A 22985-nucleotide genomic window follows, 5' to 3' on the forward strand; every position below is an offset into this window, starting at 1 on the left:
CAACCCCCTCATCAAATTATCATTAAACAATAATGAGTTACCAATATTATTAAACTATAAAACCAATTATGTCAATCGGAATTATGTATTTTATTCATTGGCGAGTATAATCAGCGTCTGCAAGAGTACGTTGGCGCCCGCCTCGCAATCCTCTGGCGAGCTCCATTCCGACGAGTGATGGCTGATGCCATCCTTGGACCTGACGAGAATAAGGCCGATTGGAGCAACCGCGCTAATCGCAACTGCATCATGCCCGGCACCGCATACGATCGGAGATGCAGCAATATTGGCGACGCGGCAGCCCTCCGTTATCGCATGTATGACCTTTTCCGAAGCAAGCACTGGCTCTCCTGCATCTGTCTGCCGGATAAGGACCTCAACTTTCCTGTCATTCCCATAAGCAATAGCTTGCTGCTCGATTTCCTTTGTCATGCGCTCCAGACAATTCCCGTCTTCGTGCCGGACATCAACCGTGAACCTCGCTTCGCCCGGAATGGCATTGGCAGAGCCGGGCGCAACCCGCAGCTTGCCCACTGTGGCAACCCCGCCATGACTCAGCGCTGTCCGCTCAACAGCCAGCATTGCTTCAGCCGCAGCCAGCAGCGGATCCCTGCGCAGCGGCATCGGCGTCGTGCCCGCATGATCGGCCTGGCCCAGCATTCGGACGTCCAGCCAGCGGTGGCCGTAGATCGCCGTCGCGATGCCGACCGGCTCTCCGCGATGCTCCAGCGCTCTGCCCTGCTCGATGTGCAGCTCCACATAGGCGTGCACAGAGCCTTCTGGCCGCTTCGCCTTCCATGCCGATTCCGGCGGCAAGCTTGCATGCACCATCGCTTCCCTCAGCGTCACGCCGTTCTCATCCGTCAAGCCGAGCCACTCGCTGCGCCAATCTCCAGCCATGGCGCGGCTGCCAAGGTAACCCGCTCCGAACCGCACGCCTTCCTCATCGGTAAAGCATACGATCTCAAGCGGCCGCTCATGCTCAATGCCTTGCTCCTTAATAGCGCGCAGCGCTTCAATGCCTCCCAGCACGCCCAAGGTTCCGTCGAATCGCCCCGCCGCATGGACGGTATCGATATGCGAGCCCGTTATAACTGCAGCGGCTTCGGGATGGCTTCCCTCCAGACGCCCAATCAGATTGCCCGCCTCGTCGCAGCGCACCTCCAGACCGGCTGCTTTCATTTGCGCGGCAACATAAGCTCTGCCTTCCAGCTCTTCAGCGCTAAGCGACAGTCTTGTCACGCCCCCGGAGCTGTCCGCTCCGATAGCCCCCAATTCCTCAATTGAGCGCCATAGTCTAGCACCCTGGACAGCATAACTAGAAGCCATGCGAAGCCACGCTCCCTGCTTTTCGGTCATATGCCAGGAGAGAGCGGAACAGCGCTTCTGTGCCGACGGCAACCTGCTCGTAATCGGTCCACTCCTCCGGACAATGGCTCCGTCCACCGCGGCTTGGCACAAAGATCATGCCAATAGGCGCAATCGCAGCCAACTGGTTCGCATCATGACCAGCACCGCTTGGCAGGCAGAGCGTGCCCGCAACTGCCGCGCAGCTTTGCTCGACTAGCGCTAGTACTTCGGGATCGACAAGCACCGGCTCCGATTGCGACAGCTTCTCGGAGTCCAGCCTCAAACCGCGGGCAACCGCAAGTCTCTTGGCTTCCTCGAAGAAGGCCTCATAGACCCTGGCGGATAACTCTGTTTCAAGCGAACGGATTTCCAGATCGAACGTCACGCGCCCCGGCACCACGTTGGAGGCATTCGGCTCATTCGCCATTTTGCCGATCGTGCCGACCAGCCGCTCTCCATGCGCCTTGCAATGGCGCTCGAAGGCCAGGCCAATCTCGCAAAATCCGGCCAGCGCATCATGACGCAGCGGCATCGGCGTGGTGCCCGCATGATTCGGCGCGCCTTCAATCGCGAGCCTATAGCGGAGAATGCCGACTATTCCCGTCACGGCGCCAAGTGCAGCGCCGCTCTGCTCCAGCACAGGACCTTGCTCGATATGCAGCTCCAGATATAACGCAACCTCGCCCTTCTTCCTCGCCTCGCCAGCCATATCGGACACACGCCCGCCTTGCCGCTCGATCGCATCGCGAAGCACGATTCCCGACGGATCGGCCCGATCAAGCATCGTCTCATCAAGATGGCCGACCATCCCTCTGCTGCCGATAGTCGAGATGCCGAATTCGCTTGGCTCCTCCGCCGTAAAATCAACAATCTCCAGCGGATGCCGCAGCCGCCGGCCGCTCTCCAACAGCAATCGGGCGATCTCGATCCCGGCAACGACGCCGATAATGCCGTCAAATCGCCCTCCGCCGGTAACTGTATCGGTATGCGAACCTACCATTATAGGGGGCAAACCATCCTCTAATCCCGACAGCCTGCCGATTAAATTCGAAGCCGCGTCAAGCCGAACGTCAAGACCCGCTATCCGCATCCGCTCCGTCAGCCACTTCCTGCTCTCCTCATACCAAGGGGTGAACGGCCTCCGCGTCCAGCCTGGCTTCGAGCTGTCTACAATCGCCGCCAACTCTTCAATATCCGATTGGATTCTCGCTGTATTCGGTTTAAATTCCTGTGCTCGCTCGCTCATCTGCCCCCTCCTCAGCGGTGCCTGGCCTTAATATAGATCCCTTGTCCCGGCTTGCCTGTAACCGCTCCTTGCTCATAGACAGACTCCCCTCGCAGAATTGTATGCGTAACCTTGCCGCGCATAACCATACCGTCGTAAGGACTCCAGCCTGCGCTCGATTGTCCCTTGGAGCCATCCATGATCCAGGACGCTGCCGGATCAATAACGGCAAGATCCGCATCGTATCCCGCCGCAATCCGCCCTTTCCGATGGCCCAGCCCGAACACCTCGGCAGGCCGTTGGCAAAGCAGCCTCACCAGCTCTTGCATCGACAGCCGCCCTTTCGCTACGCCTTCGCTATAGATGACCGGCAGCAGCTGCTCAACGCCGGGCGCTCCCGAAGCATTTTTGAAAATATCAGGGTCCGACTTGCGTCCCGGGAGCCAAGGGGCATGGTCGGAGGTGATCATGTCGATCCGCCCCTCCGCTGCAAGCCGCCACAAGCCCTCGACATCTTCACTTGTGCGCAAAGGCGGGTTAATCTTTGCCTGTCCATGAAGGCGGACCATATCCGCTTCGCTTAGAGTCAAATAATGCGTGCAGGTCTCTGCGGTAACGGCCGCCCCCAACTCCCGGAACATCTCCGCCAGTCGGAAGATGCGCGGATAGGTGCAATGATAGAGATGCAGCTTGGCTCCTGTCTCATAAGCCAGCTCCATCACAGTTAGCGCTGCTGCCGATTCGCTGACCTTCGGGCGGCTATAGGCATGGGAGAGCGGATCATGTCCTTGCGCGGCATACTTGCCGATATACCGGCGGACGATTTCATCATTCTCGGCATGGACGCCAACAGGCACCCCAGTCTCCGCGATAACCGCGAAGGAATCAAGCAGCTGCCCGTCGTCAATGCGCGGAAAGCGGAACGAGTCCGTATTGAACATAGACACTTTGAATCCACAGGCGCCAGACTCCGCCAGCTGCCGGATATCGTCATAGCCGCCATCTTTGTGAATTGTGGCCAGCATCGCCACATCGACGACAGCCTCCCGCTCCAGCCTTCCCCGCTTCTCCTCGAAAGCATCCAGCGTGCAGACCATGCCCGTCGCATCATACGGCATCTCGATGATTGTCGTAACGCCGCCGGCCGCCGCTGCGCTTGTCGCGCGGGTAAACCCTTCGTCCAGCGAGCTGTAGCAGTGGACATGGGCATCGATCGCTCCAGGCAGGACATAGCTTCCCTCTACATTCATCACTTGGTTCGCGAGTGCCGGTATGGACGAAGGCTCGCCTATTGCAGCAATTAAGCCATCCTTGATCCCTAGACAGGCATCATGCGCGATGCCGTCAGGCAGAACCAGATGGCCGATCAAGGCCAAATCATACAGCTTTTCCGACATTTCCCCAACCTCGCTTTCTATTGCTTGCTTCAGACCGGCCGCAGTTCCAGACGTTTGCAAAAAAGTCCGGCCGCCCAATCGCTCCAGTATGCGCTACAGCGCAAAGCCGGCTCTGACTCTCCTGGCAGCTTCCTCAATATCGCGCGAAAGCGGACGGTCAGCCTTCAGCATTGGGATTACATTCCGAATGGATTGATAGATAAGTGCGGTTCCTTGTCCCAATGCGTCATGCGTCCCGCGCAGGTCAATCGCCTGCGCCGCATGCATCGCCTCCATGCCTAGCAGATAATAGAGACGCTCGGTGATATCGCCGATCTTTCTTACGACAAGCGGCGTCTGATTGGCATGGTCCTCCATATCGCCCGCCAAGGGGAGATAGTCCGCCGATACCGGCTGGGACAGCCCTCGAATCTCGGCATCCAGCGATGCTATCGTCTTCTGCATCGTGCCGAAGGCAATCGTGCCGGCTGCCGGCGAGAGAAACCGGTTCAGCCCGGTAAAGACAGGAGAACCCAGACGGAGCGAACGATGGCTCGTTACCTTCGAGACATGGCTCATGGCGATGCCGACCATCTCCATCGCCAAGGTCCATGACGTAATGTCGAAGCTCGAGCTGGCGACAAGCCGCTCTTCGTCCAGCACCAGGCACGGATTATCCTCTGCGCCATTCATATGAATATGCAGCAGGCTCTCCGCGTAAGCGATCGCGTCCCTGGCCGCGCCGTGCACATGGCAGGCGCTGCGGAAGCTCAGAGGATCCTGCAGCTTGCATGACCCGGTCGCAGCTGTTAACGTGCCGCCGGCCAGATATTGCCGCACATTAGCGGCGCTCTCCGCTGCACCCCGGAACGGCAGCAGCCTATGGACCGCCTCATCGAGCGGGCTGACTGTACCCTCGATCGCCTCCAGCGAGAAGGCCAGCACAGCGTCAGCCGAGTGCAGCAGCCGCTTGAGCTCGCCAAGCGCTAATGCGCCTGTGCCGACGGAAAGCGCATTCGAGCTGACGATTGCCAGCGCATCCTTGCGCATGAGCTTAACAGGTGCAAGCCCGGCATCCGCCAGCGCTTGCGCGGCGGCGATCCGCTCCCCACGGAAGGACACCTCGCCTTCGCCAAGTACGGCAAGGCCGATATGGGAGAGGAGCGCAATATCGGCGGCGCCTACGGAGCCGCTCAGCGGAATGAGCGGCGAGATGCCCGCATTAAGCATATCCTTGTACAGCAACGGAACGGCTAGCTGGACGCCGGAGCTTCCGACCAGCATCGTGTTAAGCCGGACCAGCAGCACAGCTCTTGCCTGAATGTCTGATGCATAGGGACCGACTCCGGCAGCATGGGAATAGATCAAATTCCGATTGAAAGCCTCCTGCTCCGCAGCAGACACCTCTTGATCCTTATTCAGGCCGACGCCGCGATTCAGCCCATAGATCGGAATGCCTTGATTCGCAAGCTCACCCAGCAGCTCGTAGCCCCGTTCAACCCGCTGTGCCGCTGCCTCGTCAATCTCGACGCGATAGCCCTCAGCAGCTACCAGCCGAACCGCTTCCAGCGTCAATTGGCTTCCGTCCAATACCACAGCGCGGCGGTCATCATCGATTCCGGCACCTGTCCCGGTCATGATGTGTTGTTCCATGCGAGCACCTTCCTTGATGTCATTCTGCCAGTCTTGCTTACAAATCCTTCAGTCCGTATTCCGCGAGCGGAATGCCCAGTGCCTTCTCTACTTCGGGATACACGGTAGGATCTTTGACGCTGGAGCTGAGCGGCACGTCATGCTTGCTGATCATAAGAAGAGCAATCTCCATGCCTTCCTTCACGCCTCCGACGCTGACCGGCAAGCCCGAAGCCGTATCGAAGGTCGTGATGACATCCGGGTAAGTGGTTAGCCGATTGCCGTCTTGATCGTCGACAGCCATGTACTCATTCATGACATGCAGCACAAGCGGTTTGCCAGTACCGTCATCCATCGTAATGGTGCCGATATCGAACGCGCCGGAGTAATGAACGTCTTTCTTCAGCACTGTGCCTCTGCCGATATAGCGGCCCTTCGTCTTCTCGGCGACGATATTCATAATCGCTTCCGGTCCTTCCGATTCCGCTTCGATCATCGCATACCCCAGATCAAGCGCGATCGATACGCCGCCTATGGCGCCATGCTCCTTCACATAGGAAGCCGGTATCGGATGCCTTGCCGATGCGATGAAGCCGCCCGACATGTCCGAAGCTGTGCGCAATATATTGGAAGTCTTCGCCGGAGTTCCCTTGACCACCAGCTCCAGATAGGAGCCGGTATCGCGCCGTCCGCCTACGACTACTTGAATCGTCTCGTAATCCGTGCGTGCCGCAAGCCCCATGGAGCCCATCTTGCCCGTGGGATGGGCGCGAATGTCGCCCGTCGCGTCGACTACGACCAGTCCCAGCGCAGCTGCCGGCAGCCAGCCGTTGATGGTGCTGGACATGCCATTCTGCGGCGTCATGACGCCTGCGACTTTGCCATCGTAATTATCCATGAGCAACTGCACCGCTTTAATGTAGTCGATTCCCCACATCTCCCAATCGTTGCCCGCTGGAGCGCCAATAGCCGTACAAGTGACGATAATCGCGTCGTCCGGCAATTCGTCCACAGATACCAGCTTGGGACGGCCAACGCCGACAGCCGCTCCGCCGATCTCAAGGCCATGGTCTACCCAGCCCCCTCCGCCTGCCGCGAATACAGCTCCGCCGCGTACGGCCGCTCTTACGTCCGCTATAGTTAACTCTCTCATTCCATCTGATCTCCTTCCCGAATCACGTCAATGAACACATCATTGCTTCTTGTAAAGCGCTGTATCGATTCTCCGGATGCCCTTTTGCCCCACTTCGTCAAGGGATTCCTCATAGCCGGCATCCGCGTAACGGAGGACGCCAAGCCCCGTATCGTTGTCGAGCGTCGTCTTCAGCCGCAGGGCCGCATCCTCGGTGCCGTCGGCAACCAGCGTTACGCCTGCGCTGGTCATATATCCGCTATATCCGCCCCCGCCGGAATGAATGGCGACCAGATCGGCCATAGACGAGCAATTCAGCATCGCATTGAGCAGCGGCCAGTCGGCAATCGCATCGCTGCCGTCCTTCATGTTCTCCGTCATAATGTTCGGATGGGCCATAGAGCCAGCATCCAGATGATCCCTGGAGAAGGCGACTGGTCCGCTTAAGAAGCCTTCCGCCACCATATCATTCACCGCCAGCGCCAGCTTCGTCCGATCCCCGTGACCGAACCAGCCGATTCGCGCAGGCAGCCCTTCCACCGGCACATGCTTGTTCGCAAGCCTGATCCAGTTGACCGCGATCTCATTGTCTTTGAATTGCTCCAAAATATAGTCATCGATCTTGCGGATATCCTCCACATTGCCGCTCAGCGCCACCCAGCGGAACGGGCCGATGGCCCTGGCGAAAAGCGGTCTTAAGAAGCCTTCCGTAAAGACTACAATATCGAACGCATCGGGTACCCCGTACTCCGCAGCCTGTGTGCGAATATTGTTGCCGTTGTCGAATACGACTGCGCCCCGGCGCTGGAATTCCAGCATTGCCCGCACCTCTTGGGTGATGGATGCGCCGGCATCGGCGCGAAGCCGGCCAGGATCGCTCTTGCGGACGGATACCGCTTCCTCATGGGAGTATCCAGCCGGAATATAGCCGTACAACAGATCATGCGCCGATGTCTGGTCGGTGACGATATCCGGCTGCACCCCGCGGCGTACAAGCTCCGGGAAGATGTCGGCCGCATTGCCAAGCAAGCCGACGGAGATCGCTTCCTTCGCCGCAACCGCCTCCCCGATCCAAGCCAGCGCCTCGTCCAGCCTGTCAGTCTTGCGCTGCAAGTAGCCGACTTCCATCCGCTTGTCGATGCGCGTCTCCGACACCTCAACGCACAGAATGGCCGCGCCTGCCATCGTGCCAGCCAGCGGCTGTGCGCCGCCCATGCCGCCCAATCCCGCCGTCAGGATGAACCGGCCTGCCAGATTGCCGTCAAAATGCATGCGGGCAATGGACTGGAAAATCTCATACGTCCCTTGAATAACGCCCTGCGAGCCGATATATTGCCAAGCGGCAGCCGTCAGGCCGCCCCAGACCAGAAGGCCTTGCTCCTGGTAGCGGTAGAAGTTATCGCTGGTCGCCCACTTGCCGACCATATTGCAGTTGGCCATCACCACAATCGGCGCATACTTGTGCGTGCGCATAATGCCGATCGGCTTGCCTGACTGAATGACAAGCGTCTCGTGATCCTCCAGGTTTTTCAGCGTATCGACAATAGCATGGTAGGAATCCCAATTGCGGGCAGCCTTGGCGAGCGCCGCGTATACCGTCAGTTCCTTCTGGTTCTCGCCGTTCTCCAGCACGTTCTCCAGCATGCGCAGCAGCGCCTCTTGCCTCCAGCCCTTGCACCGGAGCTCCGAGCCTCTGGCTGCAATAATTCGTTCCATACCGACTCCTCCTATTATCAATATTCAATAATTGATTGTTAATAAATAATAAATTATCAGACGATTCCAAAGACGTCAATAGATTCTGACGATTTTCACGTCAAATTAAGTAACGTACTTGGAATACTATACAATATACTCCCTTTAGGCAATCCCGTCCCCCGTTAATACCGTGCAATTATGAGCAGCATTTTCTGTGTTTGTAAAAAAAGGAAAGGATATCCGCTTGGAGAATACATAACGGAAAAGGAGGCAGCTTAAGTCATGATCTATGTTGTCAGACACGGACAGACCGACTGGAATAAGGAAGGCCGCTTGCAGGGACGCCATGGACTGCCGCTGAACGAGACCGGCATCCGGCAAGCCGGGGAATTGAATAAGCAGCTTGCTTCCATCACATTCGATTACGTCATTTCATCGCCGCAAGCCCGGGCGATCCAGACCGCCGAGATTACCTCCGGGCTTCCAGCGGCAATCGACGAGCGGCTCGATGTGTTCGATCTTGGCGAAGCGGACGGAATACGGAGAAGCGAGGTGACGCTGGCGGGTCCCATTCCCGATGCCAGCATCTATAAAGGCGTTGAAGATATTGAGAGCTTCGTGCAGCGGGTATTCTCATTCATGAAGGAGCTGGAAGCCCGCTTCGGCCAGAGCGAAGCGAATATTCTATTGTCGGGCCATCGCTGCACGACAGGCTGTATCGGCGCTTATTTCGAAGGGATACTGGAGGACCGCAATATATTGAGATATTCATCGGAGAATGGCGCATTCAAAACCTATACCTTCGGCTCAGCCGCTTCTTGACCATTCCTTCGCCAGGCAGGCATCCTTGTTCGCGAATCTAAGGCATATATGGAGCGGCAACGGCGATGCTGGAGATCAGCCTATCCGATAAGGAGCCTCTTTTAACGCAAACAACCCGTATCCTCTATTGAATAGAAGATACGGGTTGTTCTTTGAGCTGCAATCAGACCGTCTTGGAAGCCAGCTGCCGCTCCCTGCCTAGCTCCGCCGCCGCCTTGCGGTACCAGGCGTAATCCCATTTGCGATTCAAAAAATAATTGCTGTCGATCAGGACGGGGATAACCTCCGCCCCCTTGTATGATGTGCGCTCTCCGACCTTCTCGACCCGAAAATGATAATGGAAGCGGATCAACCGGTACAGCAGCGGATCCAGCAGCGCAATGGCGAACAGCTTCTGGCGCGTCTCCGCATAATCGAACAGATTGTACATGAGCAGGTCCAGCGCCGAGCTGGATCGGAACTCCTTCGCAATGGCGAACTTATCAATAATGAATACTTGCCGATGGTACTTCCGGATGCGATCGACTGTACTGAAATCGAATACGCGATGAAGCTCGTCCGACCCCGCTGGATCATAGGGCGCGAATTCCGCCGTGCCCGCCGGCTTGCCGTCTACATAGAGGAGATATGCGTCCCCTGCACTATCCTCATGCTCAAATCCTTTTTCATCCCACACTTTCTGCCATAGGTTGTCGAACGCTTGACGTTCTCGCTCATTTTCTACACGTATGATCAATATCCCCCACCTCACTACTCTAGTAAGTGTTCTTAATAGAGAATTATAGCGGTTTTTCTCGGAAAATGCCAACCATTCTATCTTTTTCAACAATTTGTGGAGGATTCATAAATTCCGGCTTCCCCTTTACAGATGTTTCATGTCTGGCAAATGCCCCCTTAACATAAGTGGATTACATTGGATACGGGTGAACACCCCCTATAGGCAAGGGTACGAGATGGAGAGAAAACCCTTTTATGAATCGACAATGAATGCGTTCTAAGTGCGAGAATGCTTCCCTGGACCGATCCGTAAAAGGGTTTTTTGCCGTGCTCACATCTATGCCGACCCACAAAATGGAGAGGATGAGGAATTCATGAGACGAGCTTCAAAGCTGCTGTCCGCCATCATCAGCGTCACTTTGCTGTGCGGATTGCTGACGCCTATGCAGTCCATAAGAGCGGAGGGCTACCCTATCGCTGAGCATCCGGCACCGGACGCCGCGGGCAGCGGGCAGAATGGCGCGGAGGAAGGAACGCAGCAGACCGAACAGCCTGTAGAAAACGGTGCTTCCGACCCGGCAGAGACAGAGATTCCGGCAGTTGAAGAAGAAGCCGGTCAGACGGATGAAGATAATTCTGAGGAGGCTGAAGCGCTTGCGGCTGCGGCGCCGCTGGAGCGCCAAGCGCTGTCTGTTCCGAAGACCGATTACGCGCCTGTCATTGACGGCAAGCTCGACGATATGAATTGGAGCCTGAGCCAGCCGATTGAACGGCTGCCCGGAGGCGTGCTGCCAGAGGATGCGTCCCCTCCTCTTGCAAGCTTCGGCGCCCTATGGGACCAACAGTACTTATATATAGGCGTACGCATTGAAGACAACACGCCACTCGCGCAGCAGTCCGGCTACTGGTTCGACCAGGATAGTGTCAGCCTGTTCGTCGATCCGTCGCTGCACCGCTCCTCCCCGTTCGCCGCGAGCGACATGCAAGCGGGCTTCATCTTCCGCGAGAATTCGGCAACGCCGCAATTTAACTTCGGCGCAGCCCTCTCGAATCATGCGGGCAAGGACGACAAGGACATCATGCGCACCATGAGCAAAACGGACAGCGGCTGGGAGCTGGAGGTCGCCATCAGCTGGGAGCTGCTGCAATTCGACCCTCAGCTCTCCAGAGAGCTGGGGCTGGAGATCGGCGTAACCGACCGATACGGCGAGGATGCCGCGATGCAGCAGACCGCTTATTGGAGCGCCTTCCAATCGTCCTCCTTCTGGAACGATACAAGCGGATACGGCACGCTGACATTAAGCGATGGCATCGCATCCGGTTCAGCCGATCCGATCCTGCTGCAAGAAAGCTTCGACAGCATTCCGGACGGTGAGCTTCCGGCAGGCTGGATCTCCGATGTGAATGCGGGCAGCCCTTCATTCGGCGTGAGCAATGGCCGCCTTGAGCTGAAGGGCAACGCTTCCGGCGCGCAATCCCGAGTGACGGCTCCCGTTCAATGGGACAACTATACAATTGAAGCCGACCTGCAGTTCCATAGCGTGCTGAACGCGGCACGATGGGCGTCGCTCATCTTCCGCGGAACGGCTGAAGGCAAGCAGCCTTACAATCAGATGGCGATCCGCCAGAACGGAAGCTACGAGGTCGCTTACCGCAAGCCGGATAACGGCTGGTCCGTCATCGCTTCCGGCCCGTGGCAGCCGCTGACGCTGAATGAAAGCTATTCGATGAAGGTTCGCGTCTTCGGCGACAACGTCAAAGAATACATCAAGCCGGCAGGCGCGGACGAGTATGTCCTGCTCGTCGACCGAAGCTTCTCCCAGGACTTGCTGGAGCGAGGCAAGGTTGGCTTCCAGGCAGACCAAGCCCATGCCTCCTTCGACAATCTGGTCGTTACGCGTATCTCTGCGGTCAGCCTCAACCTTACACTGCCCCCGCAGCTTGAAGCGCTGAGCGGCCCGGCAGCCTTCACCGCTGCTGTCGATTATTCCGACGGCATCAGCGAGCCGGTCGATACCGGAAAGCTGAAGCTGTATTCCTCCGATGAGACTGTCCTGAGAATCGTTGGCGGTCAGCTGTATCCCATCCGGGAAGGCGCAGCAACGATAACCGCCCTCTATGCGAATGCTGCAGCTTCCTATGAGATAAACGTAACTGCATCGCAGACGGGAGCAAAGGTCGTGTCGATGAAGCATGAGCAAGGCTATGAGCTGGCAACTGTGGATGCTCCTGTGGAGCTGGCGAGCTGGTCCATCCAGGCAGAGCGCAGCGACTTCACGTCCGGCACGCTGCAAGGCAGCGATCTTGCTTGGACGGCAGAAGGCAATGGAATCGAGATCGATGGAGGCAGCCTGCTTGTGAAGAGCAGCGGCGTACACCGGATAAGCGGCACAATCGACGGCGTCTCCATTACGCTGCTTGTTGTGGCGAAGAAAGCCGGCGAGGCAAGCTACGTGCTCTATGAAAACAACTTCGATCAGCTGGCAGACGGGACGATGCCCGAGGGCTGGACCCGCAAGGAAGGCACGACAGCTTCCCGCGCTGCAGTACGCGGCGGCGCATTCGAGCTTCAGGCCTCAGCGGCTCCCGACAATCCCTCACGCGTATTGCTGCCGGACTATCTGAGCCTGTTCGGCGACTATAAGATCGAAGCCGACGTCACTCACGTGAGCGCCAACGATACGGCAAGATGGCATTCGATTATGTACCGCATTCAGAATGGAGATTATCCATACTATCAAATGGCTGTCCGCCAGGACGCCACCGCAGCGAACGGCGTCGAATTCGCCGAGCGGAATCCAGCGAACGGCTGGTCCATTCTGGACAAGGGCCCGTTCAAGGAGCGGATTGACGCGGACAAGATGTACCATTATAAAGTTGTGGCAATAGGCAATCGTGTGCAGGAATGGATCAACGGCTCTTTGATTGTCGATACTGACTCAGCCGTTACTTACGCCAAGGGCTCAATCGGCCTGCAAGCCAACGGAAGCGTGATGCGCGTCGACAACCTGATAGTAACGCTCCAGCAGGAGGAGCTGCCTCCGATGCCGGCTGACCGCTTCGCGAAAGTGTATGAGCCGGATACGAAAATTGTGATGGGACCAACTATCGTGACTGAGCTGGAAAATGCCGCAGCGCTTTCCCGATTGTCCGGCTCCGCAACACCGGCGACCGTCATTCTTCATGTGGATGAAGATCTAAATGTTGTTTCCCCTGCTAACCCGAGTACGGTCCTGACGAATGTCCCCTCGGTCATGGAGCTGATCGAAGGCAAGATTATACCGGCTTTCTACGTCCATTCGGAACAAGCGGCGGATGCGGTAGCTGCTTTCGCCGAGGAGAGCGGCCTTGAGGATGCGTTCATCGTATCGGACCGCGGCGAGCTGATTGCCCGGGTCAGAGCAGCCGTACCGATGCTGCGCGGTATTCTGGACTTCAGTGCAGCTGCCATAACGAAGGATTCGCTGCTTGATATTCGCAGAGAGACAACGATCAGCGGCTCCAAGATCGCGATTCTGCCGCAGGCTGCAGCAACCAAAGAGCATGTCGAATACTTGCAGCAGCGGACCATCGTCGTGTGGACAAAGGAGAAGGCGGCAAGCGCAGACCGGTCGCTTGCGATGCATGAGCTGATTGCTACCGGCACGAACGGTATTATGACAGGCGCGCCGCAAGTCGCCTTTGATGCGCTGGCAGTGTACAACAACGCGACAACGCTGATCCGCAAGCCGTATATTATCGGCCACCGTGGCATGCCGTCGAAGTCGCCCGAGAACACAATCGAAAGCAATCTGATGGCATACGAGAACGGCGCCGACTATATCGAAAACGATATGTATGTCACATCAGACGACCATCTGGTCATTATTCACGACTCCGTTCTCCAGAATACCACGAACGGCAGCGGCAACGTTGAGAGCTTTACGCTGGAGGAAATCAAAAAGCTGAACGCCAACAAGCCATATCCGAATGGCTTCCCTGACGTTAAAGTGCCGACGCTGGAGGAGCAGATCGAGCTCGCCAGAGAGAAAGGAATTATGGTATATGCCGAGATCAAGACGGCTAATCCAAGAGCGGTCGACGTTCTTGTGAAGGTCATCGAGGAACAGAACGCCGAAGAGCTGCTTAACGTCATGGCCTTCCACTCTTCGCAGCTGCGCCTATTCTCGGAGAAGCTTCCCGGCATGCCTGTAGGCTTGCTGGTCGGGAGCGGTTCGGAGACCGACATCAACGTCGGCAAAGCTCTGCGCGATACGATCCGTACGACCCAATCGCTGAACGCGACTTACAATGCAGGCTTTATCGGTATGGGACCAGCCTATATGGAGGCGTCCAAGCATCGCGGCATCATTATTTCTCCATGGACGATCAACGGCCTGGCGGACTACACCGACTTCTTCCTGCGCGGCGTATTCGGCATCACAACAGATTACGCCTATTATTCCGCCGATTGGAATGTCGCGCTGAAAGCAAAGGAACAAAGCTATTCCTTGAAACGCAATGAAGAGCTGACGCTATCGGCAGTCGCAGAAACCTATAATCGCACAAGCCATGAAGTTGTGCCGGAGATTGTATGGCTGCAGGGCCAGGATCTGTTCGACACGACAGGAAGCACGCTTAAGGCCCAGAAGTCCGGCACAGCCTCGGTGCTGCTGCGCTATACCACACACCTGGACAGCGGAGAAGCTTATGATCTCTACACTGCTCCAATCCGCATCACCGTTCAATCATCCGTAAACGGCGGCGGTGGCGGCGGAGGGACAGGTGCGGCAGGCTGCGAGGCCCTGCCAGCTGCAGGTTCCTCAATCAGCCTGACAATCGATGAAGCTGGAGCAGCATGCGATCAAGTGGTACGCGAAGCGCTTGAGTCCGCTGCCAGCGTGCATGTTCAATTCAAAGGCGATACTTGGCGCGTAGCTGCGGACGCATGGACGGAAGCTTCCCGTTCGAAGAACGGCACATTGTCCGTAAGCAACGAATGGGCTTCGTACCGCATCCCGTCTGCCGTATGGAATCCGAAGCTGTGGGAGTCTATCTCCGGCGTTGATCCCAAGGAGCTCCAGGTTCGTTTTACAATCAAGAAAGGGGCAAGTGAGGTGCAAGAGTCGGCACTGAAGGCCGTCCAGCAATCTGGCGGCAAGCTGCTGAGCGAGGTTATCGCCTTCGACATCGAGCTTGTGGACCAAGCGGGCAAGACATGGCCTGTGCCGCTGGGGACGGCGTACGCAACCCGCGATATTGCGTTCAAGCCATCCGGCGATGCCAACCATACGACTGCCCTGCAATTCATGCCGATTACCGGCGAGCTGCAATTCGTTCCTTCCCGCTTTACATTCGAGGGGGACAAGGCAACCGCCCATATGAAGCGCAACGGCAACAGCATCTATCTGATTGCTTCCTATGACAAGTCCTTCGCGGATGCGAACGGCCACTGGGCGCAGAAGGATATCGAGCTTGCCGCGAACAAAGGACTGATCAACGGGGCCAGCAGCAATCAGTTCCTGCCTGAACGCAGCATAACACGCGCAGAATTCGCAGCCATGCTGGTACGAGCGCTTGGTCTGGGCGATGGCACAGCTGAGAGCTCGTTCTCCGATGTACCGGCTGAACGCTGGTTCGCCCGCGACGTTGCAGCAGCTGTGAAGGCTGGCGTGATCAAAGGCTACGGAGACGGAACCTTCCGTCCGGATGAGCAGATCACAAGAGAGGACCAAGCAGCCATGCTGGTTCGCGCTCTTGCTTATGCCGGCGCTTCGATTCCGGCAGTCGATCAAGCCGAGCAGCTTCTGCAAGGGCAATTCAAGGATGCCCGCAGCATCGTGTGGGCGCATGAAGAGCTTGCAGCAGCCGTGAAGCTCGGCCTGCTGAAAGGCATGCAGGACGATACTCTCCAGGCTGGCCGCCAATCGACAAGAGCGCAATCCGCCGCTCTGCTGGTCCGCTTCCTGACCATAGCGGAATTCATCTAATATACAAAGGGGCTGCCCGAGGTCAATATGACCATTTGGGCAGCCCCTTTCTTTTACGATTGCAATGATTTCAGCTCTCTAATCTGCTCGGTATGACGCTGCTCATGCATATACAGCAGCTCAATCCATTGCTCCAGCGGCAAATCTCCAAAGCGTGGATGATTCACTGCAATCTCTGCGAATGCGGCTGGGTCCTCTACCTTCCCGAGCATATCCAGCAATAGCCCTCTGGACTCGCCAAGCATCTGCAGCAGCTCCTCCACCTGGAACGGGCCGGCGTCCGGCACGGCAATCTCCAGCGCTTGGTACTTCACAGCATGATCCAGTACAACCTCTACCGGCTTGCGATCGGCATCGGTAATCGGCCTCCGCTTCAGCCCGAACAGGATCGCCTTTGTGAACAAAGTCTCCGTCTTCCATAGATGATGACAGATTTGCCCGATGCTCCACGCATTTTCTTTGGCCTGATTAAATTCATGTTCGTTAAGGGATGAGATTTCTTGCAGCAAGCTGTCTCTCGCTGTACTCAGATGATGGCGGTAACGCTGGATTAGTTCCATAGGTTTGCCTCCCCTGTTATTGGCAATCTCAACCATAGTATATAACAGGAAATTGGTACTTGGTACTAATTTATTGCCGAAGCACTCAAATTGTTAGACAAAAAAGGCGCACAGCTTCCGCTCTGCACCTCTTGCCTTAGTTGTTTCTAGCTGGCAAACCCTTTTATTCCACAATCACGCTTCGTTCATCCATCTTCACTTCCTCCGGCAGCTCCCGCGATGCGCCGGGCACTTCCCGCGGCTGAAGCTCCAGCAGCTCTGAGGAATAGATCGAGATGCTGACTGTCCCCCCGCCCGCATAGGAGCGAATCAAGATAGGCTGGTCATAACGATTCTCGAAGACGAAGTCAGGTCCGTACCAGCTGACGGTCGCATCCCGGCCGGCAGGCACATAATGCACTCTGCGGCTGTGCGAGAACCTCTCCACAATAGTAAGTCCCGCCCGATCGACCGCATTGAATAAGGTGGAGGATATCTGGCATATCCCGCCGCCGATATCCTCATACATCTCCCCTCTGACAATAACCGGAGCGCGGAGATAGCCCTTCTCCTTCGTACGCATGCCGACAGTCCCATTGAATGAAAAGCGCTCGCCCGGAAATACAACTTGATTGTTGATTGCATTGGCCGCCAGTGCAATATTTGAGGAGCGATTGCGGTTGCGGCTATTGTAATATGTCGCGTATTGCCCGATCTGCCTTACTTTGATATTGGACAGCACCTCACTATCGACGCGAGGGTAGATCCGGCGCAGCGGAACCTCCAGCCTCAGAGGCTCTCCTTCCAGCATATAGCCGTAGAACAAGCGCTTGAAGGCATTGCGCTCCAGCTTAAGCCCAGGGTTCTCCGGCACGATGCGCCCCGCTCCGTCCAGCGTCGCGTTCTCCGGCTCGCGCTCTACCTTCGCTGCGACCTGATCCATCAGCTTGGCCAGCCGTTCCTCATTCACAAGCGGCCCGACTGGCAGCGGATACGCATAATCGGTCATGGAAATACGATCCTTCACGACTTCACCGCGGGATTCTATGGACAGATTCGGTTGCATCCATTGATTCAGCGCGATCAGAACGGCAAGCAGCCCATTCCATCCCATACAAGTCCAACTCCCGATACTTGAAGTAACCGGATTAGTATGCGATAGTTGCCTCTCCTCCATTCTTCCCTGCACCTATTTTTTGCACATGACAAAAAGGCATCCGTTCCGCAATATGCGTATATGGATGCCCTAGGGCAACGTTACCTTTTATCCACCTGCAATAAGGTTACTTGCTTCGTCTCATACGTGTCCTTCAGCTGATCCTCGGTAATGACCTTGAGCTTCAGCAGGCTGGCGATCTTGGATACATCCGGCTTGGATAAAAGCCGCCACAGCTGCGGATCAGGAAGCGCCTCCGCCAGACGCTGGTCGTCATAATCCTTCCGCTCCTGCTTCACCAGCTTCACCTGATAATTGCCCACAATCGTCTCGGTGATGCCCTGCTCCTCGTAAAAGCCCAATATTTCATTACGCAGCTCCTGAAGCTCCTGCTCTATTTCCTTCTGCTTGCTCTTCAGCTGAAAATAACGGCCGACTTGTCGATTCACCCTGATCACGCTCCCTCTCTAGCCCATATATATGCGCCGGATAAGGGATCTAGCATCAAGCCGTTACTTGGCTGTGGTCTGCGCCGTGCTGCCAGATGGAATGGGGCTCGCGCTAGGGCTGACGAGCTCATTGGAGGCAGCGGCATCGTTTTCCTTGAGCGCAAGCTGCGCATTGGTCAGCTTATTGTTCTCCACCGTGTAGGAAGGTGCGCCCTTGCCCGCGTATGCTGTGGATATGCCGATCACAGGGATATTGGTGATGATTTCGTTGCCGCGAATCGCAGCAGCCAGGATGTCATGCTTGTCGTTCCGCTTCCAATAATCGTTCAGCTTGATGATTTCAATTTTGTCTGACGTCAACGCGTTGGCTGTAATGATATTATTTTCGATCACGACATTTTTGGCCGATTGAACGCTGATCGCTTGCGTATTGCCCAGCAGGTTGAACGTAGAGTTCTTCACTGTCAAATCCAGCTTCGCATGATCGGCGGAGATGCCGGTCCAGGCGGACTTGCTGAGCGTGAAGGTACAATTGTCAAATACATACTTTCCGGCAAGGCTCACGCCAATCGCTCCATGGCTGGCGCCCTCCGCCCCGGAAAATTCGCAATTGTTGTACGTTGCAGGCGGCAGCGATACGCCATATGTGGAGTTGTAGCCGCGCACCTTCAAATTGTTGATGATGCTTCCCGGTTCAATGCCGCCGGTTACCGTCCGAAGCGCCGATTCCCCTGTAATGGTGATATTGTCGAGCTGCAGCTTCTTGCCCCATAGCGCAAGACCGGACTCCAGCTTCTTGTCTTTGCTTGTAATCGTGACATTTGAAACCTTGATGCCAAATGCGTCCTTCGCCGATAGCGACAGCACGGAGTCGGTCAGCGCCATGCCGTCAATCGTAACATTGGTGCCGATAAAGGATGCCAATGCCCGGTCTACCCGATTGCCGATAAAAGTGGCATTATGGTAGGCCATGATGCGCGCCCCGTCAAAATGATTATTACGAATAACGGCCCCCTCGAACGGTTCCGATATGGCGAGGCCGATAACCCCTTTGGAGCGCATCCGGTTGCCTTCGACCAAAGCTCCTGCGCCATCATATAAGATTAGGTCATAGGATGCGTTGCTATGGAAATCATTTTCTTTGATGAAAATATTGCTGTTGAAGTGGCCGTTGTAATGGTAGCCGCCCTCTACGTCGATGCCGGATTGAGGCAGCGCGCCCTTCATATGATGCAGCTCGTTTTTCTGAATGAGAACCCGGTCCGCCCCGCCAACCGTAATGCCTTGTCTCCGGTTATAGGCGAACTCCGAGTTCTGGACGACGATATCGGAGCTGACCGTGCGGCTCCACAGCTCAACATAAGCGTCCTTGCTATCAGCCTTCTGGAAGATCAGATGAACGCTTGCCGCTTTGTCTGGAATGGCGATCGACTCTCGCACTTTCTTGCCCTTCGCCATCTCGACGAACTTGCCGGACTTGTCCAGAAAGACCAGATCAAATGTGCCGGGGAGCTTGATATTGTTCGAAATCTCGAATCTCTTCTGCGATTGAAGCAAAGCGTGGCTGAGGCTGATCGGCTGCTTCGTTCTGACTTTCCCCTTGTTCGCGACCGCCTTCCCCTTATCATTGATTTCACCTGATACGAAGCTCGCCGCATATAAGTCCATAATGAGCTTGCCGTGACCGCCGATCATTAGGCCATCGCCGGTAAATTCCGTCGCCTTCACCCCATCGATCGTAACGGCATTCGCTCCCTCAATCGTAATTCCGTAGCCGCTCTCGTGCGTGCCTGCTGAATGAGGGCTGTCTTTCTTTTTGTAATCATGCGTTTCCTTGTCGCCCTTGTAGCTGCCCCCTCTGAGCACGACGTTCTCAACGCCGACCCCGATATAGAGCGTATGGTAAAACTCCTTGGCATTCGTCTCCTTCTGGATGACCGCATCATTCGGAAGGTCGAAGATCATATTGCTGACCATGTTGATCTGGCTGTTTTTGTCTATGAGATAAGTGCCTTTGGGCAATGTGACCGACTGGATCTTATTCTGCTTCGCCCACTGCAGCGCCTTGTTAATGCCTTTTGTCGTCTCGACCGGCTTCGTCCCGTCATTGCGAATGCCCCACTTCGTCAGATCAATCACATGCGGCGCAAGCTTCTCATCTGCAAGCAAGGCGCCTGCGGGCAGCTCGCCCTGCGCCACGGCATGACTGGCTTTGACCGAATCGCTAGAGACGGCAGACGCCAGCAAAAAAGCATTGGACGCAATGCTTCGCGTGAACCATTCACCTGCCCCAGCCCCACTCCATAGCGAAGCCTGTATCGCAATGAGTACGCTCCAAACTATCCATTTCATCGTAATCCTCCCAGCTTGACGGTATATTTTATCAGAATAGACATAACCGCCCACTTTAACTATAGCAGGACTTTTGTTCTTGATAAAGAACATATGGACCTAATTTTGGGAGAGGCGGGTCACATTATGTTGATTTATGACAGCCTGCCCTTTTTCCCCTTTTCATTTCCTCTTTTGAAATTCCCCGTAGCCTTTGCCATGATCAACTGGGCTTCCTTGTGTTCCTTGCCCTCTATCGCTTTCAGAAACCTCTCGCTCGCCTTGCCGGACAGAATCGTGACTTGCTTCCCCTGCCAGTAAATAAATACCTTGTTGTCCTTGCTTACTTTATATGTGAACACTTCTTCGCTCAGTCGATTTCGCTTGTCAATACTGCCCATAGAACGCCGCCATTCCTCTTATTTATTGAAAATCATATTTAATAGGCCGAGTGCCCGGATTTCCATTTTCTCTCCGACTTCGAAGGTAATATTCCGCCTGTATTCCGTATAAAATCCTGTATTCGTGCGGCCGCCCGAATTGTTCTTAATCATCTTCTCCGTGTTGTCTATGATTTGCCTGCAATTTCTCACGTTCCCATCATATGTACAATAAATGTTGTGCTCCCTCTCCAACCATTTCGCAAACCTGACATCGTCGAAGCCCGGATTGGTGAAGCTAAGAATAATGAGCGTTGCTAAAATGGTGCCTGTGGCTAATTTTAGTTTTCTATTCATTGTCCCTCCAATAGCTACATGTCGTCATTTATTGAAATACACATTCAATATCCCGAATGCATGGATATTCACGGACTCGCCATCTTGCTTCCTGTAATGCTCCTTGTATGTGGTATAGAGTCCTGCATTCGTGACTGCACTTGATTGCCAGTCCAAATCCTGTCCTGCCTGTACACAAGTTACCATTTGAATGGGGTCATATGTGCAATAAATGCCGTGTTTCTTTTCCAGCCAAGCCTTATACTTCGCATCACCGCTTGCTCCCGGATTTGTAACCACAAGCACAATTATCGCTGCTAAAATAACTCCTAATCCAACCTTAACCGTTCTCCCGCGCTTCTCTCCATGAATCGGCATGTCTGCCTCCTTCAATACTGCAATTCTGTTCCAAAGATCTCGTCAATCTGCTCCCGATCATAATCGAGAATCCAATCATTATATTGATGGTACAGGAAAGCGAGATCTTCTTTGCGGGACGCGACAATATCGATTCCCCTGTGATCATACATATGGAACAGAATCCGCCTATCAGGATCAACGAAATAAATCCGGTCGACCACCGTTTCTTTCTGTTCCGAAAAGCCGCCGATTGCTCCGAGAAGCGATGCACAATCAACATCCGATACGGTACAGTGAACGCCGTACGTTATGGAATAGCCTATCAGCTCGCTTGTGTCTTCATCCAGTGACGGTTCCCTATAGATCTCTTCAAGCTCTTGCTTTAAGCGTGGGTTCAGAAATGTTGTCGCGAAGTCCACCATGCCTTCCACCTCCCATTCCATCGGCTCGATGGATTCATACGAACCCACGACGATGTACATCGTCTGCCCCGGTTGAAATACCGCTTGAAATAATGCAAGGGCTCGTTCCTTCACTACGGCAAAGTATGTCTGGTCATCGATTGCGGGACCCGATGGCCCTGCTTCAAAACGAATGCCAATCTTTGCGTTATAAAAGACCGGAGGTTCCAGCGATACTCCCGTCAATTGCTGTTCGATAAATGCTTTTATGGACATGCTTTCTTCCTCCTCAGCCTATGCTTCCTATATATTGTAAACGAAGCAAGCTATCCCCTCCATACTTTTCTCCTAAAAACAATCTTGCTGCATGATATGGACGTCGACGTATGCAGCATTCATGAACATTGACCCATTAGGGCATGATTTGGTCATGATCAAGCATTTTCCAGTTGCGAAACATGGTTTTATTTGTTAAGATAACTGACGAACGTTCGTTAATTATTTGGGGGCGGTAAGCATGAAAAGTGATGAAATTAAGGAGGCAGCACTTAAGTACTTCACCATACATGGTTATGAAGGGGCATCCTTATCCCAGATTGCCGATGAAGTAGGCATGAAGAAGCAATCGATTTACGCCCATTTTAAAGGCAAAGACGATTTATTTATGCAAGTGTTGCGGGATGCCAAGGAGACCGAGCTGTCATCCAAGCTTGATTATTTCAGCGAGATTGACGCTCAGCAGCCGGAGAAGGATCTGCACGGATTTCTGAAGCTGACCATCGATCTGTTCCAACAGAATGAGCATTTGAAGTTTTGGCTTCGTATGACCTTTTTCCCGCCGGCTCATTTGGCGACAGATGTCGGCAAGGAAGTTATGGATATTGAGCTTACGGTACAAGCCATCCTGGAGGACAAGTTCAGGGAATGGCTAGAAGCCGATAAGATTGTCGGAATGAACGCCAAGTCTGTGACCTTAGCTTTTATAGGCGTCGTGGATACGATCTTGATCGAGCTTGTATACGGCAATGATGAGCAGCGGCTTAAGGATAAGCTGGAGGCATGCTGGTCTGTGTTCTGGAGGGGCATCTCACATCACTGATTCTGACACAATG

Annotated in this window: 18 protein-coding genes; 3 read left to right on the forward strand and 15 right to left on the reverse strand. The window is 55.0% G+C overall.

Going from position 1 to position 22985, the window contains the following annotated elements:
• Positions 1–90: 90 nt before the first annotated feature.
• From D3P09_RS04765 to D3P09_RS04790, 6 genes are all read right to left on the reverse strand, one after another.
• Positions 91–1329, reverse strand: a complete 1239-nt coding sequence (locus D3P09_RS04765; protein ID WP_120107647.1) for a Zn-dependent hydrolase — start codon at positions 1327–1329, stop codon at positions 91–93.
• Positions 1319–2596 (reverse strand): Zn-dependent hydrolase, encoded by a 1278-nt coding sequence (locus D3P09_RS04770; RefSeq protein WP_120107648.1) that lies wholly within the window; start codon positions 2594–2596, stop codon positions 1319–1321. Before D3P09_RS04770 ends, D3P09_RS04765 begins: the two co-directional genes overlap by 11 nt.
• Positions 2597–2607: 11 nt before the next feature.
• Positions 2608–3972 (reverse strand): dihydroorotase, encoded by a 1365-nt coding sequence (locus D3P09_RS04775; protein WP_120108522.1) that lies wholly within the window; start codon positions 3970–3972, stop codon positions 2608–2610.
• Between the two features lie 93 nt (positions 3973–4065).
• Positions 4066–5604 (reverse strand): HAL/PAL/TAL family ammonia-lyase, encoded by a 1539-nt coding sequence (locus D3P09_RS04780; protein ID WP_243643903.1) that lies wholly within the window; start codon positions 5602–5604, stop codon positions 4066–4068.
• A 37-nt stretch (positions 5605–5641) separates the two neighbouring features.
• On the reverse strand, positions 5642–6736 hold the full coding sequence (locus D3P09_RS04785) for a DUF917 domain-containing protein (protein ID WP_120107650.1): 1095 nt from the start codon (positions 6734–6736) through the stop codon (positions 5642–5644).
• A 39-nt stretch (positions 6737–6775) separates the two neighbouring features.
• The gene (locus tag D3P09_RS04790; RefSeq protein WP_120107652.1) at positions 6776–8431 is read right to left on the reverse strand and encodes a urocanate hydratase; all 1656 of its coding nucleotides are present in this window, start codon (positions 8429–8431) and stop codon (positions 6776–6778) included.
• 264 nt (positions 8432–8695) lie between these two features.
• On the opposite strand from D3P09_RS04790, the gene D3P09_RS04795 reads away from it, so the two are divergent.
• Positions 8696–9235: a histidine phosphatase family protein gene (locus tag D3P09_RS04795; RefSeq protein ID WP_120107653.1), complete on the forward strand. Its 540-nt coding sequence runs from the start codon at positions 8696–8698 to the stop codon at positions 9233–9235.
• 163 nt (positions 9236–9398) lie between these two features.
• Here the strand turns inward: D3P09_RS04795 and D3P09_RS04800 are convergent, their stop codons facing one another.
• Complete coding sequence (locus tag D3P09_RS04800; protein WP_120107655.1) at positions 9399–9971, reverse strand: hypothetical protein; 573 nt, start codon at positions 9969–9971, stop codon at positions 9399–9401.
• 355 nt (positions 9972–10326) lie between these two features.
• Between D3P09_RS04800 and D3P09_RS04805 the strand changes: the two genes are divergently transcribed.
• The gene (locus tag D3P09_RS04805) at positions 10327–15921 is read left to right on the forward strand and encodes a glycerophosphodiester phosphodiesterase family protein (RefSeq protein ID WP_120107657.1); all 5595 of its coding nucleotides are present in this window, start codon (positions 10327–10329) and stop codon (positions 15919–15921) included.
• A 53-nt stretch (positions 15922–15974) separates the two neighbouring features.
• Here the strand turns inward: D3P09_RS04805 and D3P09_RS04810 are convergent, their stop codons facing one another.
• The 8 genes from D3P09_RS04810 to D3P09_RS04845 form a co-directional block, all read right to left on the reverse strand.
• Positions 15975–16481, reverse strand: coding sequence for a DinB family protein (locus tag D3P09_RS04810; protein ID WP_165867311.1), 507 nt, complete (start codon positions 16479–16481; stop codon positions 15975–15977).
• Positions 16482–16644: 163 nt separating this feature from the next.
• Entirely contained in the window at positions 16645–17574 is a 930-nt protein-coding gene (locus tag D3P09_RS04815) for a VanW family protein (protein WP_120107660.1), read from the reverse strand.
• A 143-nt stretch (positions 17575–17717) separates the two neighbouring features.
• Positions 17718–18071, reverse strand: a complete 354-nt coding sequence (locus D3P09_RS04820) for a hypothetical protein (protein WP_120108526.1) — start codon at positions 18069–18071, stop codon at positions 17718–17720.
• Between the two features lie 57 nt (positions 18072–18128).
• The gene (locus D3P09_RS04825) at positions 18129–20417 is read right to left on the reverse strand and encodes a right-handed parallel beta-helix repeat-containing protein (protein ID WP_165867312.1); all 2289 of its coding nucleotides are present in this window, start codon (positions 20415–20417) and stop codon (positions 18129–18131) included.
• A 134-nt stretch (positions 20418–20551) separates the two neighbouring features.
• Positions 20552–20797, reverse strand: coding sequence for a hypothetical protein (locus D3P09_RS04830; RefSeq protein ID WP_120107664.1), 246 nt, complete (start codon positions 20795–20797; stop codon positions 20552–20554).
• A gap of 18 nt (positions 20798–20815) precedes the next feature.
• Positions 20816–21133, reverse strand: coding sequence for a hypothetical protein (locus D3P09_RS04835; protein ID WP_120107666.1), 318 nt, complete (start codon positions 21131–21133; stop codon positions 20816–20818).
• A gap of 24 nt (positions 21134–21157) precedes the next feature.
• Complete coding sequence (locus tag D3P09_RS04840; RefSeq protein ID WP_120107667.1) at positions 21158–21490, reverse strand: hypothetical protein; 333 nt, start codon at positions 21488–21490, stop codon at positions 21158–21160.
• A gap of 11 nt (positions 21491–21501) precedes the next feature.
• On the reverse strand, positions 21502–22149 hold the full coding sequence (locus D3P09_RS04845; RefSeq protein WP_120107669.1) for a DUF3885 domain-containing protein: 648 nt from the start codon (positions 22147–22149) through the stop codon (positions 21502–21504).
• A 241-nt stretch (positions 22150–22390) separates the two neighbouring features.
• Between D3P09_RS04845 and D3P09_RS04850 the strand changes: the two genes are divergently transcribed.
• On the forward strand, positions 22391–22972 hold the full coding sequence (locus D3P09_RS04850) for a TetR/AcrR family transcriptional regulator (protein ID WP_120107671.1): 582 nt from the start codon (positions 22391–22393) through the stop codon (positions 22970–22972).
• The last annotated feature ends 13 nt before the right edge of the window (positions 22973–22985 follow it).

The organism is Paenibacillus pinisoli, from assembly GCF_003605435.1.
Lineage (GTDB): Bacteria > Bacillota > Bacilli > Paenibacillales > Paenibacillaceae > Pristimantibacillus > Pristimantibacillus pinisoli.

Excerpts from the sequence above, each read along its gene's own strand:
- D3P09_RS04765 (WP_120107647.1), bottom strand. The coding sequence starts at position 1,329 with ATGGCTTCTAGTTATGCTGTCCAGGGTGCTAGACTATGGCGCTCAATT.
- D3P09_RS04770 (WP_120107648.1), bottom strand. The coding sequence starts at position 2,596 with ATGAGCGAGCGAGCACAGGAATTTAAACCGAATACAGCGAGAATCCAA.
- D3P09_RS04775 (WP_120108522.1), bottom strand. The coding sequence starts at position 3,972 with ATGTCGGAAAAGCTGTATGATTTGGCCTTGATCGGCCATCTGGTTCTG.
- D3P09_RS04780 (WP_243643903.1), bottom strand. The coding sequence starts at position 5,604 with ATGGAACAACACATCATGACCGGGACAGGTGCCGGAATCGATGATGAC.
- D3P09_RS04785 (WP_120107650.1), bottom strand. The coding sequence starts at position 6,736 with ATGAGAGAGTTAACTATAGCGGACGTAAGAGCGGCCGTACGCGGCGGA.
- D3P09_RS04790 (WP_120107652.1), bottom strand. The coding sequence starts at position 8,431 with ATGGAACGAATTATTGCAGCCAGAGGCTCGGAGCTCCGGTGCAAGGGC.
- D3P09_RS04795 (WP_120107653.1), top strand. The coding sequence starts at position 8,696 with ATGATCTATGTTGTCAGACACGGACAGACCGACTGGAATAAGGAAGGC.
- D3P09_RS04805 (WP_120107657.1), top strand. The coding sequence starts at position 10,327 with ATGAGACGAGCTTCAAAGCTGCTGTCCGCCATCATCAGCGTCACTTTG.
- D3P09_RS04810 (WP_165867311.1), bottom strand. The coding sequence starts at position 16,481 with ATGGAACTAATCCAGCGTTACCGCCATCATCTGAGTACAGCGAGAGAC.
- D3P09_RS04815 (WP_120107660.1), bottom strand. The coding sequence starts at position 17,574 with ATGGGATGGAATGGGCTGCTTGCCGTTCTGATCGCGCTGAATCAATGG.
- D3P09_RS04825 (WP_165867312.1), bottom strand. The coding sequence starts at position 20,417 with ATGAAATGGATAGTTTGGAGCGTACTCATTGCGATACAGGCTTCGCTA.
- D3P09_RS04830 (WP_120107664.1), bottom strand. The coding sequence starts at position 20,797 with ATGGGCAGTATTGACAAGCGAAATCGACTGAGCGAAGAAGTGTTCACA.
- D3P09_RS04835 (WP_120107666.1), bottom strand. The coding sequence starts at position 21,133 with ATGAATAGAAAACTAAAATTAGCCACAGGCACCATTTTAGCAACGCTC.
- D3P09_RS04840 (WP_120107667.1), bottom strand. The coding sequence starts at position 21,490 with ATGCCGATTCATGGAGAGAAGCGCGGGAGAACGGTTAAGGTTGGATTA.
- D3P09_RS04845 (WP_120107669.1), bottom strand. The coding sequence starts at position 22,149 with ATGTCCATAAAAGCATTTATCGAACAGCAATTGACGGGAGTATCGCTG.
- D3P09_RS04850 (WP_120107671.1), top strand. The coding sequence starts at position 22,391 with ATGAAAAGTGATGAAATTAAGGAGGCAGCACTTAAGTACTTCACCATA.